The sequence below is a fragment of the Streptomyces sp. NPDC003327 genome (genome assembly GCF_053589515.1).
In genome coordinates, this window is record NZ_JBSFSA010000003.1 from 140,285 (window position 1) to 156,533 (window position 16,249).

General features: G+C 74.6%; 12 protein-coding genes. 6 read left to right on the top strand and 6 right to left on the bottom strand.

From position 1 onward, the window contains the following. The first annotated feature begins 35 nt into the window (after positions 1–35). From ACWDVG_RS03790 to ACWDVG_RS03800, 3 genes are read left to right on the top strand one after another with little or no spacing between them, the layout of a single operon-like run. On the top strand, positions 36–1,040 hold the full coding sequence (locus ACWDVG_RS03790; RefSeq protein WP_451695851.1) for a FecCD family ABC transporter permease: 1,005 nt from the start codon (positions 36–38) through the stop codon (positions 1,038–1,040). Further along, complete coding sequence (locus ACWDVG_RS03795) at positions 1,037–2,137, top strand: FecCD family ABC transporter permease (RefSeq protein ID WP_451695853.1); 1,101 nt, start codon at positions 1,037–1,039, stop codon at positions 2,135–2,137. The genes ACWDVG_RS03790 and ACWDVG_RS03795 overlap by 4 nt, the downstream gene beginning before the upstream one ends. Beyond that, positions 2,134–2,943: an ABC transporter ATP-binding protein gene (locus ACWDVG_RS03800; protein ID WP_451695855.1), complete on the top strand. Its 810-nt coding sequence runs from the start codon at positions 2,134–2,136 to the stop codon at positions 2,941–2,943. Before ACWDVG_RS03795 ends, ACWDVG_RS03800 begins: the two co-directional genes overlap by 4 nt. Positions 2,944–2,978: 35 nt before the next feature. Here ACWDVG_RS03800 and ACWDVG_RS03805 read toward each other — a convergent pair whose 3' ends face one another. Then, entirely contained in the window at positions 2,979–3,878 is a 900-nt protein-coding gene (locus tag ACWDVG_RS03805) for a hypothetical protein (protein ID WP_451695858.1), read from the bottom strand. 72 nt (positions 3,879–3,950) lie between these two features. Here ACWDVG_RS03805 and ACWDVG_RS03810 point away from each other — a divergent pair, with 72 nt between their 5' ends. After that, positions 3,951–6,617, top strand: a complete 2,667-nt coding sequence (locus ACWDVG_RS03810; protein ID WP_451695859.1) for a helicase C-terminal domain-containing protein — start codon at positions 3,951–3,953, stop codon at positions 6,615–6,617. Positions 6,618–6,678: 61 nt separating this feature from the next. Here the strand turns inward: ACWDVG_RS03810 and ACWDVG_RS03815 are convergent, their stop codons facing one another. Further along, on the bottom strand, positions 6,679–7,092 hold the full coding sequence (locus ACWDVG_RS03815) for a hypothetical protein (protein ID WP_451695861.1): 414 nt from the start codon (positions 7,090–7,092) through the stop codon (positions 6,679–6,681). A 180-nt stretch (positions 7,093–7,272) separates the two neighbouring features. Then, positions 7,273–8,874, bottom strand: a complete 1,602-nt coding sequence (locus ACWDVG_RS03820) for a recombinase family protein (protein WP_451696162.1) — start codon at positions 8,872–8,874, stop codon at positions 7,273–7,275. A 66-nt stretch (positions 8,875–8,940) separates the two neighbouring features. Here ACWDVG_RS03820 and ACWDVG_RS03825 point away from each other — a divergent pair, with 66 nt between their 5' ends. Then, positions 8,941–10,584, top strand: a complete 1,644-nt coding sequence (locus ACWDVG_RS03825; protein WP_451695863.1) for a DNA repair helicase XPB — start codon at positions 8,941–8,943, stop codon at positions 10,582–10,584. Positions 10,585–10,663: 79 nt separating this feature from the next. Here the strand turns inward: ACWDVG_RS03825 and ACWDVG_RS03830 are convergent, their stop codons facing one another. After that, positions 10,664–12,013 (bottom strand): hypothetical protein, encoded by a 1,350-nt coding sequence (locus ACWDVG_RS03830; RefSeq protein WP_451695864.1) that lies wholly within the window; start codon positions 12,011–12,013, stop codon positions 10,664–10,666. Positions 12,014–12,362: 349 nt separating this feature from the next. Here ACWDVG_RS03830 and ACWDVG_RS03835 point away from each other — a divergent pair, with 349 nt between their 5' ends. Further along, positions 12,363–14,453: a HelD family protein gene (locus ACWDVG_RS03835; protein ID WP_451695865.1), complete on the top strand. Its 2,091-nt coding sequence runs from the start codon at positions 12,363–12,365 to the stop codon at positions 14,451–14,453. A 47-nt stretch (positions 14,454–14,500) separates the two neighbouring features. Here the strand turns inward: ACWDVG_RS03835 and ACWDVG_RS03840 are convergent, their stop codons facing one another. Then, positions 14,501–15,535 (bottom strand): hypothetical protein, encoded by a 1,035-nt coding sequence (locus tag ACWDVG_RS03840; RefSeq protein WP_451695867.1) that lies wholly within the window; start codon positions 15,533–15,535, stop codon positions 14,501–14,503. Positions 15,536–15,773: 238 nt separating this feature from the next. Further along, complete coding sequence (locus ACWDVG_RS03845; protein WP_451695868.1) at positions 15,774–16,247, bottom strand: hypothetical protein; 474 nt, start codon at positions 16,245–16,247, stop codon at positions 15,774–15,776. Positions 16,248–16,249 lie beyond the last annotated feature (2 nt).

Here is a 16,249-nt window from a genome sequence, read left to right on the forward strand (position 1 = left end):
GGCGTCCGTGCACCTGTGTCGTCCGATGGGTCCCCATGCCAGCCGCTCTCCGTTCCAGACGGGTCCTCGCGACCTCGGCGGCTGTCGTCGCCCTGCTCGTCGCCGTCCTCCTCAGCCTCGCCGTCGGCGCCCGCGCCATCGCCCCCGGCACGGTCCTCGACGCCCTCCTCCACGGAGCCACGGGCGACGACGCCGAGGTCGTACGGCAGCTCCGCCTGCCCCGCACGCTGATCGGGCTGATGGTCGGCGCCGCCCTCGGGCTCGCCGGCACCGCCCTCCAGGGCATCACCCGCAACCCGATCGCCGACCCCGGCATCCTCGGCATCAGCCAGGGCTCGTCGGTGGCCGTCGTCCTCGCCATCGCCTTCCTCGGCGTGCACGACCTCACCGGCTACGTGTGGTTCTCCTTCGCCGGCGCCGCGCTCGCCTCCGTCGCCGTCTACGCCGTCGCGTCCAGCGGGCGCGGCGGCGCCACGCCCGTGAAGCTGGCGCTCGGCGGGGCCGCCATCAACGCGCTGCTGCTCTCCGTCACCACCGGCGTCCTCACCACCAAGGCCTCCGCGCTCGACGAGTTCCGGTTCTGGCAGATCGGCTCCGTCGACGGCCGCGACGCCGAGATCGTCGGCCAGATCTGGCCGTTCCTCCTCCTCGGCGCGGTCCTCGTCGTCTCCGTCGCCCGCGGCCTCGACGCCCTCGCCCTCGGCGAGGACGTCGCCACGGGCCTCGGGCAGCGCGTCGCCACCGTGCGGATCGTCGGCGGCATCGGCGCGACCGTCCTCACCGGCGCGGCCGTCGCCGCCGCGGGACCCATCGCCTTCGTCGGCCTCGCCGTCCCCCACATCGCGCGGGCCGTCGTCGGCTCCGACCACCGCTGGGTGCTGCCGATGGCCGCGCTCACCGGGCCCGTGATGCTCCTCTCCGCGGACGTCGTCGGCCGGATCGTCTTCCCGCCGGGCGAGGTCCCCGCCGGAGTGATGACCGCCCTGATCGGCGTGCCGTTCCTGGTGACCCTGGTGCGGCGGAAGGCGGTGCCGGCATGACCGCCCCCACCCCCGCGGCCGCCGCTCCGGCCACCCGCGCCCCGGCCGCCCGGGGTCTGCGGCCCGCCGGGTACGGGCTCGTGCGCGCCGGCGGCGCCTCGTTCCTCGTCCACCGGCGCTCCGCCCTCGTCGCCACGGGCCTGATGCTCGTCCTGGCCGCGTCCTGCGTCGCGTACCTGTGCGTCGGCGAACGGTTCGTCGCCCCCGGCGAGGTCGTCCGCATCCTCCTCGGCGGGGCGTCGCCGTCGGCGTTCGTCGTCGAGGAGCTGCGCGAGCCCCGGCTCGTCGTCGCGCTCGCCGTCGGCGCCGCCTTCGGCATCGCGGGCGCCCTCATCCAGACCGTCGCCCGCAACCCGCTCGCCTCCCCCGACATCATCGGCATCAGCCAGGGCGCCGGGGCGGTCACCGTCGCCGCGATGACCTTCGGCCTCACCTCGTACACCGTGCTGCCGTACCTCTCGATCGCGGGCGGCGTCCTCGCCGCCGCGCTCGTGTACGTCTTCGCCTGGCGCGGCGGGCTGCACGCCACCCGCTTCGTCCTCATCGGCATCGGCTTCGCCATCGCCCTGCGGTCGCTCACCACCCTCTTCATGACCAAGGGGGACTACCTCGTCGCCCAGCAGGCGCAGATCTGGATGACCGGCTCGCTCAACGGCCGCGGCTGGGACGAGTCCGCGCCTATTCGGTGGACGCTGCTCCTGCTGCTGCCCGCCGTCCTGTGGGCCGCCCGCGCCCAGCGGACCGTCTCCCTCGACGACTCCACCGCGACCGCGCTCGGCGTCCCGCTCGGCCGGGTACGCCTCGGGCTCGTCGCCGTCGGCGTCGTCCTCGCGTCCGTCGCGACGGGCGTCGCCGGGCCGGTCGACTTCGTGGCGCTCCTCGCCCCGCAGATCGCCCGCCGCACCACCCGGACCGCGCAGATCCCCCTGCTCTGCTCCGCCCTCATGGGCGCGGTCGTCGTCGTCCTCGCCGACCTGCTCGGCCGGCGGCTCTTCTCGCCCGTCGAACTTCCGGTGGGCGTCCTCACGGCGGCGGTCGGCGCCCCGTACCTGATCTGGCTCATCGTCCGGAGCCGAGCTGTTGGAGGTAAGGCGTGAGCAGACTGCAGGCCCGCGAGCTGACGCTCGCCTACGAGGACCGCACCGTCGTCGAGGAGCTCGACCTCGCCGTCCCCGACGGCAAGGTCACCGTCATCGTCGGCCCCAACGCCTGCGGCAAGTCCACCACCCTGCGGGCGCTCGGGCGGCTCCTCAAGCCGTCGGGCGGTGCCGTCCTCCTCGACGGCGAGGAGCTGGCGAAGCTGCCCACCAAGCGGATCGCCCGTGCCATCGGCCTGCTGCCGCAGACGCCGGTCGCACCCGAGGCCATCACCGTCGCCGACCTCGTCTCGCGGGGCCGGCAGCCGCACCAGGCCTGGTGGAAGCAGTGGTCGGAGGAGGACGAGCGGGCCGTCACCGACGCGATGGCCCGCACGGACGTGACCGCGCTCGCCGACCGGTCCGTCGACGAGCTCTCCGGCGGGCAGCGGCAGCGCGTCTGGATCGCGATGGCCCTCGCCCAGGAGACCGACCTGCTGCTCCTCGACGAGCCGACCACCTACCTGGACATCGCCCACCAGGTCGAGGTCCTCGACCTGGTCCGCCGCCTCAACCGCGTCCGCGGCCGCACGGTCGTCCTGGTCCTGCACGACCTGAACCAGGCCGCGCGGTACGCCGACCACCTCGTCGCCATGAAGGCGGGCCGAGTGGTGGCGGAGGGCCCCCCGGCCGAGGTCGTCACGGCGGACCTCGTCCACGAGGTCTTCGGCCTGTCCTCGATCGTGGTCCCGGACCCGGTGACGGCCTCCCCCCTGGTCGTCCCCTCGGCCCCCTGGACACCCGACCGGACGGCGACGGACGCCTGAGGACACGGCCCCACCGCCGGGCGGCGGCACCGGCCCTACGCGCGGCGGGTGCGGGTCAGGAGGAAGAGGGCCGAGGAGATCGCGGCGCAGCGGAGGGACCAGGGCCAGGTGGTGGCGATCGCGGCGGACATGGCCTCGCCGCCCTCCGCCACCGCCTCGCCCCAGCGGCCCTCCACGCGGCCCCAGAGCCAGACGGCGCCGCCCGCCGCCGAGAGGCCGGGCAGGACGAAGACCGCCGTCCGGATCTCGCCGGGGGTGAGGCGGCGGGAGCCGTAGGCGAGGACCCAGCCCCCGGCCAGCGCCAGGAGCGAGCCGAAAGCCGCGCCGCCGAGGAGCAGCAGGGCGGCCAGGAGGACGAAGGGGGCCACCCTGCGGGCGGGTGCACCCGCGCCTTCCGTCTCCACGAGTGCCGCCGGGGCCGGGCGGCGGCGGAGCAGGAACCGGGCCAGTCGCCGCGCCCGGCCGGCCTTCCCCGCGGGCTCCGGGTCCGGGTCGTCCTCCTCGGGCGCCGGGGGGACGAACAGCTCGGGCGCCTCGACGCCGCCGACGAAGCCGGGCGGGGTGCCCGCGGCGTCGTCCCACCAGTCCGGTTCCTCCGGTCCCTTGCGGGGCCCCGGCACCGGGGCGAGGGGCGGCGCCACGGGCTCCGCCACCACCTTCGGCTCCGGCTGCGGTTCGGGCTCCCTTGGCGTCTCCGGCGACTCGCCCGCGCGGTCCACGACTTCGTCGGGGGTTCCCAGTGCGCCGAGGATCCCCCGTACGGCCGTCTCGGTCGTCTCGGCCGCCCCCGCGTCCGTGGCGCGCCTGCGGTCGATCTCGCCGCGCAGGCCGGAGACCAGCCGGGCCCGCTCGTCCGCCGGGAGCCTGCGCTGCTGCGCCACGTCGCCGACCCGGCTCAGATAGTCGGCGACCAACCGGTCGCTCTCGTTGCCCACGTTTCCCCTCCCGCGTTCCGGCGCCCGCCAGGTCCTGACGGTAGCGCCTGCGCAGCGGATAACGTGGTGCGGATGGGGATCGGCGAGCTGGACCGGGAGGCGCACGTGCCCGAGGGACGTCCCGAAGGAAACGGGGGCGGCGCGCCGCCACGCACGCTCGCGGAGGCCCTGCGCGCACGGGGCGACGAGGGGCTCGCCGCGCTGCTGCGCGCCCGGCCCGACCTCCTCTCGCCCGTGCCGAACGACCTGACCCAGCTCGCCACCCGCGCCGGCACCCGCGGCTCGGTCGTCCGGGCCCTCGAACGCCTCGACCGGTTCTCGCTGCAGACGGCCGAGGCGCTCGCGGTGGCCCCGGACCCCGCCCCGTACCCCGTGCTCCTCGCCCTCCTCACCGGCGACGAGGGCGACGCGACGATCGAGGCGGCGCTGCCGGGCGCGGTGGCGCTGCTGCGCGAACAGGCGCTGGTGTGGGGCGAGGACGACCGGCTGCGGCTGGTGCGGACCGCCCGGGAGCTGCTCGCTCCGTCGCCGCAGCACCCGTCGCCGACCGGGCTCGGGCCGACGGTCGCGGAGTCGACCGCCGGGATGTCGCCCGGCCGGGTGCAGGAGATCCTGGCGGCCGCCGGGCTTCCGGCGACCCACGATCCGGTGTCGGCGGTGGCGGCGCTGACGGGTCTCTTCACGGACCGGGACCGGATGGGGGCGCTGCTCGACACGGCCCCGCCCGAGGCGCTCGCGGTCCTCGACCGGCTGGTGTGGGGGCCGCCGTACGGCGAGGTGACGGCGGACCCGGCGCCGCCCGTGCGCTGGCTGCGCGACCGGGGGCTGCTGCTTCCGGTGTCGCCGCGCACGATGGTGCTGCCGCGCGAGGTGGCACTGCACCTGCGGGGCGGCCGGGCGCACCGGTGGCCGGAGCCGCTGCCGCCGGAGCCGGTGGTGCTGCGCGAGTACCGTCCACAGGTTGTGGACAGCGCCGCCGCCGGGCAGGCGCACGCGGCGCTCGCGACCGTCGAGGAGCTGCTGAAGTCCTGGGACCGGGGCGGCCCCGCCGTGCTGCGCGCGGGCGGCCTCTCCGTGCGGGACCTGAAGCGGACGGCCGCCGCCCTCGACGTCACCGAGCAGACCGCCGCCTTCTGGCTGGAGCTCTGTTACGGGGCGGGGCTGCTGGCCTCGGACGGCGAGGCCGACGAGCGGTACGCGCCGACGCCCGCGTACGACGACTGGCTCGACCTGCCGCCCGCCGAGCGGTGGGCGCGGCTCGTGACCGCCTGGCTCACCGCCACCCGCACCCCGGGCGTGGCCGGCGGCCAGGACGCCAAGGGCCGCACGCTCTCCGTCCTCGGCCCCGACCTGGACCGGGCCCCGGCGCCCGAGGTCCGGCACCGGGTCCTCACCCTCCTGGCCGGCCTGCCGCCCGGCACCTCCGCCGAGCCGGAGAGCCTGCTCGCCCGGCTGCGCTGGGAGCGGCCGCTGCGGGGGACGGCGACGTCGACCCCGCGCACGCCGACGCCGACGCCACCGGGTCCGGACGCCGGGCAGGGGGCCGAGTCCACGGCGGGCCCCGGGTTCACCGGGGCCCCCGGATTCACCGGGACCCCCGGAGCCCCCGCGCCGGTGCCCGCCCTGCGGGAGCGCATCGCCCGCTGGACGCTCGACGAGGCCGAGCTGCTCGGGCTCACCGGGCGCGGCGCCCTGTCCACGCCCGCCCGCGCGCTGCTCAACCTGCCGCTCGCCGAGGCCGCGACGCCCGCCGACCACGGCGGCGGGGTCGAACTGTCCGTGGCGGCCGAACGCGCCGCCACGCTCCTCGCGCCGCAGCTCCCCGAGGCCGTCGACCACGTCCTGCTCCAGGCCGACCTGACGGCCGTCGCCCCCGGGCCGCTGCGGCGCCCGCTCGCCGACGCGCTCGCCGTGCTGGCGGACGTGGAATCGAAGGGTGGCGCCACGGTCTACCGGTTCACGCCCGGTTCCGTACGGCGCGCGCTCGACGCCGGCCGGACCGCGTCCGACCTGCACGACTTCCTCACCGCGCACTCCCGCACGCCGGTCCCCCAGCCGCTGTCGTACCTGATCGACGACGTGGCACGGCGGCACGGGCACCTGCGGATCGGGGCGGCCTCCGCGTACGTCCGCTGCGACGACGACACCGTCCTCGGCGAGATCCTCGCCGACAAGCGGTCCGCGTCCCTGCGGTTGCGGCGCATCGCGCCGACCGTGCTCGCCGCGCAGACCGACCCGGCCTCGCTGCTCGACGGGCTGCGGGCGATGGGCTACGCGCCGGCGGCCGAGTCCGCCGAGGGCGACGTCCTGGTGACGCGCGCCGACGCCTACCGCACCCCGGCCCGTACCGCCCCGGCCCCCGTGCCCGACGGCCCGCCCGCCCCGGACGGGACGCTGCTCGGCGCGGCCGTGCGGGCGATCAGGGCCGGTGACCGGGCCGCGACGGCGGTACGGAAGGAGCCCGCCGCGACGGCCGCCGCGGCCCCGGTGACGGGCGGCGGGCTGCCCCGCACCTCGGCCGCCGAGACCCTGGCGACCGTGCAGGCCGCCGCCATGACCGGCTCCGCCGTCTGGATCGGCTACGTCAACGCCGAGGGTGCGGCGAGCCAGCGGGTCATCGCGCCGGTGCGGGTGGAGGGCGGCTTCGTGACGGGGTACGACCACACGGCCGACGAGGTCCGCACGTACCCGCTGCACCGCATCACGGGCGTGGCGGAACTGGCGGACGACCAGGTGTGACGGGGCCCGGCGCACACGTCGGGCATCGGGCGCACGGCGTACGGCGTCCCGCGTCCGGCGCTCAGAGGGTGACGTGCCCGGTCACGAGCATCACGAAGAAGTACCCGGTGCCGAAGGTGATGAGCAGCGCCGGGTAGGTCGCGGCGACGAGGCAGGCGAGCGCGGCGAGCACGATCCGCGTCGGCCGCCGCCTCCGCGTCCGGGCCAGGAACCAGCCCGGCAGGGCGAGCGCGAGCGGCAGCAGGAACCCGAGCGCGACGATCGCCGGGGCGCCGGTGAACAGGTCGACCGTGCTCCCGGACAGCAGCAGGAGGAGCGGCGCCCCGAGGCTCCCGGTCAACGGCGCGGCCCACCACTGCGGGTCGGGCGCGTCGGCGGGATCGCGCACGCCGGCCGGCGCATCGGTCGGCGCGTCGGCCGCGCGGGCAGGGGCGGGCCGCGACGAGGTCCGGGCACGGGCGGCGGGCTGGGTCATGCCCCCATCCCACCGCCCCGCTCCGCCCCCCGCCCAGAGCGCACGTACTCACTTGCGCCCGCGCGGGTACTCATCCGCCGGACACCCGCCTCGACCTCGGCACTCCGTCGCGTCCGGTGCGGCAGCCCCCGCCGACAACGGCCCCGCATCGGGCACACCGCGATCAGTCGCCAGGAGAGCTCAGAACAGCTCGAGCGTCTGAGCCGCTGCGCGCTGTACGACCGCTTCGACGTCCCTGCCGTCGGCGTCCGCCCGGCGGATCTCGCCGTCCTCGCCGAAGTAGACCGCGAGGCGGGAAGTGTCCAGTCTCGGGCCGCCCTTGCGGGACATGCCGACCTCGACGTACGCCCCCATGTTCAGCAGCAGATCGCGCTTGCCCGCCGTGTCCGCGTCCTTCCAGAGCTGTGCGTGAGTCCGGCCGGTCGGAACCGCCTCCACGCCCGCAGGCTTCGCGGTGCGCTGCTTCTCGCTCAGCGAAGCCATGCGTTCCTCCAGCTTGGCGTACTGAGCCGCGTACCTCGCGGCACCTTCCTGGCCCTTGAACAGGCCACGGTCGTACCGGTCCTTCTCAAGGTCCTCCAGCGCTTCCCTGGCCTGCCGGATCTGCGGGCGGAAGTCCTCGCCCCCGTGCTCCACCATGCGCACCACGGGGAAGGCACCGAACTTCTCCAGGAACAGCGCCGTGACGTGCTGTTCCATGCCCTCACCGGCGATGCTCACGCCGTAGCAAGTCAGCTCCGCGCCTGCCTGCCGGGCCTTCAGCCGGCCGATGCACCGATAGCGGATGCGCCCCTTGGCGACGTACGTGTACATGCGGTTGCGGCACACCGCGCAGTAGACGATCCCCCGCAGCAGCGCCGTTCCCTCGCGTCGCCGGTCGCCCGGATTGGCTCGCCGGCTCAGCTCGTCCTGCAACGCCTGCCAGGTGTCCATGTCCAGGATCGGCGTGCGGTTGACCAGCGGCAGCCCGTCCGTCATCAGAATCGGCTTGCCGTCCTCGATCACCTGCCCCAGCAACTGCGGGTTGCCGAGAAGGCTGCGCAAGGTGGAGGGGTACCACCGCTTGGAGTCGCTGCGCTTGCCCGTGGTCTGCCGCGACGAGTGGCCGGGCGAGGGCCTGTCGGACTCCGTGAGGTCCACTGCGATCTTGAGCAACGAGTCCTTGTTGAGGACCCGTTCCACGATCTCGTGAATCGTCTTCGCTTCCTCGGGGTTGACCTCCAGGATCTTCCCCGCGCCTTCGGGGTTGGGTGCCACCCGGTACCCGTACGGCACCCTGCCGCCCGTATAGCGGCCCTCCCGCCGCAGGTGTTCATGGGCGCTGGAGACGCGCATCCCGATGGTGTCGGACTCCAGCTCTGCGAAGACCGCGATCACCTTCGCCATGGCGCGCCCCATGGAAGAGGTGAGGTCCAGCGGCTCACTGGCGGACGCGAGAGCCACGCTCTCCGCCTGGGTGACCTTCATGATCTCCGCGAAGTCCACCGTGGAGCGGGCCAGGCGGTCGATCTTGAAGAACACGATCACGTCGAACTCGGCGAGACGGGCCAGGATCCGCTGAAGCCCGGGACGGTCCAGGCCGCGCGAGTAGCCCGAGACGTCGATGTCCTCTTCCACGGCTATGACCTGCCAGCCACGGGCCGCGCACAGAGCCTCACAGGCCGCGCGCTGACGCTCGGGCGAGGTAGAGTTTTCTGTTTCCCGCGAAAGGCGGACATAGAGGGCCGCGCGCATTCCCGACGCGTTGGCCGGGACGCCCTTCGGGCGACGGGCACGGGGCATGGCCCTTGCCGTGGCAGGCGCAGATGTGGTGTCTGTCACAACGCGATCCTATCCCTGGAGGTATGTGTGTCCTGCCTGATCGTCCAGAGCGACAAGACGCTGCTCCTGGAGGTCGACCACGAGCAGGCCGACGCCTGCCGCCGGGCCATCGCGCCCTTCGCGGAGCTGGAGCGGGCGCCCGAGCACATCCACACGTACCGGGTGACGCCGCTCGGTCTGTGGAACGCGCGCGCCGCCGGGCACGACGCCGAGCAGGTCGTCGACGCGCTCGTCGAGTACTCCCGCTACCCCGTGCCGCACGCGCTGCTCGTCGACGTGGCCGAGACGATGGCGCGCTACGGCCGGCTGACGCTCTCCAAGCACCCCACCCACGGGCTCGTCCTGACGACCACCGACCGGCCCGTCCTGGAGGAGATCCTCCGGTCGAAGAAGGTGCAGCCGCTGGTCGGGACGCGGATCGACCCCGACACGGTGGCGGTGCACCCCTCCGAACGGGGGCAGATCAAGCAGACGCTCCTGAAGCTGGGCTGGCCGGCCGAGGACCTCGCCGGGTACGTCGACGGGGAGGCCCACCGGATCGACCTCGCCGAGGACGGGTGGACGCTCCGCCCGTACCAGAAGCAGGCCGTCGAGGGCTTCTGGCACGGCGGGTCGGGCGTCGTCGTGCTGCCCTGCGGCGCGGGCAAGACCCTGGTCGGGGCGGGCGCGATGGCGCAGGCCAAGGCGACGACCCTGATCCTCGTCACCAACACGGTCTCGGCCCGCCAGTGGAAGCACGAGCTGGTGCGGCGGACCTCCCTGACGGAGGACGAGATCGGCGAGTACAGCGGGACGAAGAAGGAGATCCGGCCGGTCACCATCGCCACGTACCAGGTCCTCACGACCAAGCGGAAGGGCATCTACCCGCACCTGGAGCTCTTCGACTCCCGCGACTGGGGCCTGATCGTCTACGACGAGGTGCACCTGCTGCCCGCGCCGGTCTTCAAGTTCACCGCCGACCTCCAGGCCCGGCGGCGGCTCGGCCTGACGGCGACGCTCGTCCGGGAGGACGGGCGCGAGTCGGACGTCTTCTCGCTGATCGGGCCGAAGCGGTTCGACGCGCCGTGGAAGGAGATCGAGGCGCAGGGGTACATCGCGCCCGCCGACTGCGTCGAGGTCCGGGTGAACCTCACCGACGCGGAGCGGCTCGCGTACGCGACGGCCGAGGCGGAGGAGAAGTACCGCTTCTGCGCGACGACGGCGACGAAGCGGAAGGTCACCGAGGCCCTGGTGAAGAAGTTCGCCGGGCAGCAGATCCTCGTCATCGGCCAGTACATCGACCAGCTCGACGAGCTGGGCGAACACCTCGACGCGCCGGTCATCAAGGGCGAGACGTCGAACGCGCAGCGCGAGAAGCTCTTCGACGCCTTCCGGAACGGCGAGATCAGCGTCCTCGTCGTCTCGAAGGTCGCGAACTTCTCCATCGACCTGCCGGAGGCGACCGTCGCCATCCAGGTCTCGGGCACCTTCGGGTCCCGGCAGGAGGAGGCGCAGCGCCTGGGCCGGGTGCTGCGGCCGAAGGCGGACGGGCACCAGGCGCACTTCTACTCGGTGGTGGCGCGGGACACGATCGACCAGGACTTCGCGGCGCACCGGCAGCGGTTCCTGGCGGAGCAGGGGTACGCCTACCGGATCGTGGACGCGGACGAACTGCTGACGGGCGACGCCTGACCTCCTCGTCGGCAGACGGCACGAGGGCCCGGTCCGTGCGCGGACGGGGCCCTCGTGGTGTCTGTCCCGCTTGCGACGGTCAGACCGCCGGGTTCAGGACGATCCTGGCCCGGTCGTTCTTCCGGTTCGGGTCGAACGGCAGCGGCGTCTCGCCGTACGGCGGCTTCAGGAGCACCGCGCCCTTGGCGCCGGTCACCACGGTGTCGATCCGCAGCTGGAACGGGAAGGTCACCGTCTGCTGCTCGGCGACCCACATCGGCAGCTGGCACAGGTAGCGGGGCGCGCCGGTGCGGGCCTCGCCCTCCCACCAGCCGCCGTCCGCCGTGCGCGGCTCGCAGGCGTCCGGGACGACGGTGGCCGTGGCGCCCTGCGGGACGGTCACGTCGACGGCGGCGACCGGGTCGCCGGAGCCGAGGTTGGCGATCCAGGCGGGCCCGCGGTTGCGGAACGTCACCGGGACGGCGACGGTCTCGCCGGCGCCGCCGGTGACCCGCGCGCCGCGGACGGCGAAGTCCGCGGTGTTGGTGGCGGTGACCGCGGCGACGGTGCCGTTGTCCTGCGGCTGGATGTCCTCGGCGCCGCGCGGCTGGACGCCGATGTCGACGCGCTCGGCCAGGGCGTACGGGGCGACCTGCGCGGACACGTCGGCCGGCAGGGTGAAGGTGCCGCCGGGCGCGACGACGTCGTCGAAGGCGCAGTCGACCTGTGTGACGGGCTTGACCGTCCCCTCGCCGACGGGCGTGCTGGTGCACTGCGGCGCCAGGCCGCCCAGCGTCAGCCCGCGCGTGACGTACATGCTGACCTGCACGCCGTTGGCCGGCTGGTCGCCGTGGTTGGCGACGGAGAACCGGACGGGGACGGTGCTGCCCGGGGCGACCCCGGAGACCGGCTCGGGCCCGGCGAGGACGAGGTCGGGACCGGAGGTGACGCGGACGTCGGTCCAGTTCTCGGCGGCGGTGAGCTCGCCGCCCTCGGCGGTCGTGGCGGCCTTGGCCTGGTACGAGATCCGGCCGGTGGTCCCGGCGGGCGTACCCGCCGCGGCGCGGACCTGGAGCTTCACGGGGGTGACGCCGGTCGTGGGGACCTCGGGGAGGGAGCAGACGGCGGTGGTGCCGGTCGGCGCGCAGTTCGCGGGCCAGGTCACCTCGGCGATGCCGGCGAGGCCGGACACGTCGACGGTGAGGCGCCCGTCCGTCACGACGTAGTTCGGGTTGTCGTGGTAGAGGCCGAGGGCGAGGGTGGTCGCCGGGGGCTGCTGACCGGTGTCGGCGGCCTTGGGCAGCACGAGCTCGTACGGGGTCGCGGCGATCCAGAGCTGGTCACTGTCCGCGAGGGCCGGCGTGGCGGTCATCCCCACGGAGACCAGGCCTGCGGCGGCGGCACAGGCACCGAACCGCGCGACGCGGCGGCCGGTGGAGGGCTTCTTCATGATCTCCTCGTTCGTCGTTGAGGTGGTGCGATGAGGAGACCCGCGAGGTCAGGGGATGGTTGTGCCGCACACGGACCGCACACCGACTGTGCACCTGGCGTGCACCTGAGGTGAACCCGACGCCACCTGCCGTCCACCGGACCGCCCCCGCCGGTCGGCCCCGCCGGTTCGCCCGGGTGGTGCGCCCCGTCGGTTCGTCCGGCGGGTGCCGGGATATCCGTTCGCGTCCGACGCGGGCGTCGGCGTACACTCGCCAGCTTCCCCGCCTCCCGTTCCGTGGAGCGCCGCCGTCCGGTCGGAAACCGGCGGCCACTTCGACGTGTCCGTGTACCCCACCGGAGGCTTCACCGTGTCCGCAGCCGTGCCCGCAGCCGAGCCCGCGCCCTCACCCACGTCCCCGCCCGCGCCCGCGCCCGTGGACGATCCGCTCGCGCGGGAGCGCGCGCACCTGACCGCGTCCCGCGCCGCCCTACGGGCGATGCGCGAGGACGTCGAGGCGCTCGACATCAAGGACGTCACGGCCAACTGGGTGAACTCGCTCGTCCTCGGCCGCCAGATCGAGGAGCGGATCAAGGCGCTCGCCGACCTCGCGGACACCCCGCTCTTCTTCGGCCGGCTCGACTACCTGCACACCGCGCAGGAGGGGCAGCGCTTCTACATCGGCCGGCGGCACGTCCACGACCACGACGGCGACCCGATGGTGATCGACTGGCGCGCGCCCGTGTCGCAGCCGTTCTACCGGGCGTCGCGGAAGGACCCGCAGGACGTGGGGCTGCGGCGCCGCTTCGGGTACACGGGCGGCGACCTCACCGCGTACGAGGACGAGCACCTCTCCGACCCGGCGGAGCTGGAGCGGACCAGCCGCCTGCTCCAGGCGGAGATCGAGCGGCCCCGCGTCGGTCCGATGCGGGACATCGTGGCGACGATCCAGCCCGAGCAGGACGAGATCGTCCGCTCCGACCTGTCGGGCACGGTGTGCGTGCAGGGCGGCCCGGGGACCGGCAAGACGGCCGTGGGCCTGCACCGTGTCGCGTACCTCCTCTACGCGCACCGGGAGCGGCTCGCCCGCACGGGCACGCTCGTCATCGGGCCGAACCGGTCCTTCCTCCACTACATCGAGCAGGTGCTGCCCGCGCTCGGCGAGCTGGAGGTGCAGCAGGCGACGGTCGACGACCTCGTCGCCCACGTCGAGGTGCGGGGCGTGGACGAGGCGGCGACGGCGGTCGTGAAGGGCGACGCCCGGATGGCGGAGGTGCTGCGGCGGGCGGTCCGCTCGCACGTGTCGCTGCCGACCGAGCCGCTGACGGTGGTGCGCGGCTCGCGGCGCTGGCGCGTACCGGCGTACGAACTGGCGGAGATGGTGCGGGAGTTGCTCGACCGGGACATCCGGTACGGGGCGGCCCGCGAGGCCCTTCCGCAGCGCATCGCGCACGCCGTCCTCGTCCGCATGGAGGAGGCCGGCGAGGCGCCCGACGACCGCGTGCAGAACGCGGTCGCGCGCAACCCCGCCGTGAAGGCGGTCGTGAAGGAGTGCTGGCCGCCCGTCGACCCGGCGAAGCTGGTGCTGCGGCTGCTCTCCGACGCCGAGTTCCTCGCCGCGCACGCCGAGGGGGTGCTGAGCGAGGAGGAGCAGAAGCTGCTGCTGTGGGCGAAGCCCGCGCGGAGCGTGAAGTCGGCGAAGTGGTCGGCGGCGGACGCGGTGCTCGTCGACGAGGCGAAGGACCTGGTGGAGCGGACCCACTCGCTCGGTCACGTCGTCCTCGACGAGGCCCAGGACCTCTCCCCCATGCAGTACCGGGCGGTGGGCAGGCGCTGTACCACCGGCTCGGCGACCGTCCTCGGCGACCTGGCGCAGGGGACGACGCCGTGGGCGACGGAGAGCTGGGCGCAGGCCCTCGCCCACCTCGGGAAGCCGGAGGCGGTCGTCGAGGAGCTGACCGCCGGTTTCCGCGTGCCGCGCGAGGTCATCGCGTACGCCTCCCGGCTGCTGCCGCACATGTCGCCGGGGCTCGCGGCGGTCGAGTCGGTCCGGGAGAACCCCGGCGCGCTCGCCGTCCGAGCCAGCGACGACCTGGACGCGGACGTGGTCGCGGCCTGCGTCGAGTCCCTCGCGCACGAGGGCTCCATCGGCCTGATCGCCGCCGACGCGCGGATCGCGCCGCTCGCCGAGGCGCTGGCCGCCGCGAGGCTCGGCCACCTCGCGCCCGGCGAGGAGACGACGGCCGCCTCCCGGCTCACCCTCGTCCCGGCGTCGCTCGCCAAGGGCCTGGAGTACGACTACGTGGTCCTGGACGAGCCGGCGGCGATCGTCGACGGCGAACCGGACGAGCGCACGGGCCTGCGCCGCCTGTACGTGGCGCTGACCCGAGCGGTCTCCGGCCTGACGATCCTCCACTCGGCGGCGCTGCCGCCGCAGTTGGGCGAGGTGCCGTCCGCGTGACGTGACGTGGGAGGAGCCGGTGGCGGTGGCGGTGGCGGCCAGGCCGATCAGGAGGTCAGCTGCCCGAACAGCGCGCGGATCTCGGCCGGGGTCGCGACGAGCGGCAGCGTGTCGAAGGACAGCTCCCACGCGCCGTCCGGGCCGAGGCGCTCCACGATGCCGAAGGGAATCCGGTCGCCCATGGCGCCCGACGCGGTGCCGTGCCACTCCACGTACGTCGTGGTCGTACCGAAGGCCGACTGTCCCGCGTCGAGCCGGACGTCGACGGTCGAGAACAGCCGCTCCAGATAGGCCCGTTGGGCGGCGCGCGTGACGAGGGGCCGGTCGAGGCCCGGCCCGCTCAGGCGCGCCCCGGGCAGCCGGCCGAGGAGGGCGCCGACGTCCTCGGCGTTCCAGGCGGCGAGCCGGGCGGGGATCTCCGGGGACCGGAAGCGCCCGGCGGGCGGGGCGGGGCGGCGGGCTGCCGCAGGATCGGCGTCGGTGCCGTGGTCGGCGTCGGCGATGCCCTCAAAGAGGGGCCGCGGCGCCGCCTGCGGGAGCGTGTCGCGGAACAGCACGGCACGGTCGTAGTAGCGGCGGGCCTGGATCGTCCTGCCGTCGTCGCCGAGGACGTTGCGCGCGATCTGCGGGTACGCGACGGTCCGGCCCTTCAGGGTGACCTCGTTCCACTGGCCGAAGAACATCGCGCTGCCGTCGGTGACCACGTCCGTGCCCCGGTAGCGCAGGTCCGGAACCATCCGCAGCGAGGCGCCGATCGACGACCCGATCACGGTGCGGCCGCGCTGCGCCTCCGAGCCCGCCTCCCACAGGGACGCGTCGGCGTCGAAGATGTCGAGGTAGGCCCGCACCCGGGGGTGCTCCAGGTCGCCGGGGGCCGGCGGCGTGCCGGTCGGCAGCTCCCCGAAGGCGATCTGGCGCTCCATGAACGCGCACGCGTTGGGGGTGATCCGCCCCTCCAGCCGGTCGACCTTCGCGCGCACCCCCGGGCAGTCCGCGTGCACCCCCGTGCCGCCGCCGCCCGGCAACGCCCCCGCGGCCGTGGCCGCCCCCGCGACGACGACCGCCGCGAGCACCGCGCTCACCGCGCTCCCCAGCCGCCCCGCACCAACCGGCCCCCGCCGCCCCAGCCGGCCCGCACCAACCGGCCCCCGCCGCCGCACCTGCGCCCCCACCTCGACCACCTCGACCACCTCGTTGCGCTCCGCCGGGGTGCGGCCCTGCGCCGCCCCGGTGCGCCCACCCTGCCCGGGGCCCCGCCGGGGGTCGATTACCGCGGAAGTAATGGATCTTTTGGGGGGCGTGGCCCGTCACGTCGCGTTTTCAAGACCGAGTACGGGTCGACCCTCCCGGAGCGTCGAGTGCACCCACGGCCGCGTGCACATGAGCCGGGCCGCGACGCAGGCGTTCTCCCGCGCACCACCAGGACAGTCGCTCTTCGGTGTCCTCCCTTGGATGCATGCCCAGGCCGTGCTCGGGGCACAGGGGCCACACCTGCCACAGAAGCTCCATGACGGTCTCCTGCGCGGCATCGGCGACGCTCGCCAGGGCAGAGGCGAAGCTGTCCTGCGAGTTCGGGTCCAAGGGGTTGCCCTGCCACTCGCCGTTGGCCATGGCGACGTGGACGTTCTCCGGCTCGTCCGCTTCACAGGACGGAAGGGCCAGCAGCTGCAGGGGCTCCACCTGGGGAAGCGTCACCGCCAGGTCCCGGTTCAGGAGGGCGAGAGCCTGGTCCCACACCGGGTACTCGCCCGGCGGGACGCGGCGAGGCTCGGGAGGGTCGAAAAGCGCGCACATGA

Excerpts from the sequence above, each read along its gene's own strand:
- ACWDVG_RS03790 (WP_451695851.1), top strand. The coding sequence starts at position 36 with ATGCCAGCCGCTCTCCGTTCCAGACGGGTCCTCGCGACCTCGGCGGCT.
- ACWDVG_RS03795 (WP_451695853.1), top strand. The coding sequence starts at position 1,037 with ATGACCGCCCCCACCCCCGCGGCCGCCGCTCCGGCCACCCGCGCCCCG.
- ACWDVG_RS03810 (WP_451695859.1), top strand. The coding sequence starts at position 3,951 with ATGGGGATCGGCGAGCTGGACCGGGAGGCGCACGTGCCCGAGGGACGT.
- ACWDVG_RS03815 (WP_451695861.1), bottom strand. The coding sequence starts at position 7,092 with ATGACCCAGCCCGCCGCCCGTGCCCGGACCTCGTCGCGGCCCGCCCCT.
- ACWDVG_RS03820 (WP_451696162.1), bottom strand. The coding sequence starts at position 8,874 with ATGCCCCGTGCCCGTCGCCCGAAGGGCGTCCCGGCCAACGCGTCGGGA.
- ACWDVG_RS03830 (WP_451695864.1), bottom strand. The coding sequence starts at position 12,013 with ATGAAGAAGCCCTCCACCGGCCGCCGCGTCGCGCGGTTCGGTGCCTGT.
- ACWDVG_RS03845 (WP_451695868.1), bottom strand. The coding sequence starts at position 16,247 with ATGTGCGCGCTTTTCGACCCTCCCGAGCCTCGCCGCGTCCCGCCGGGC.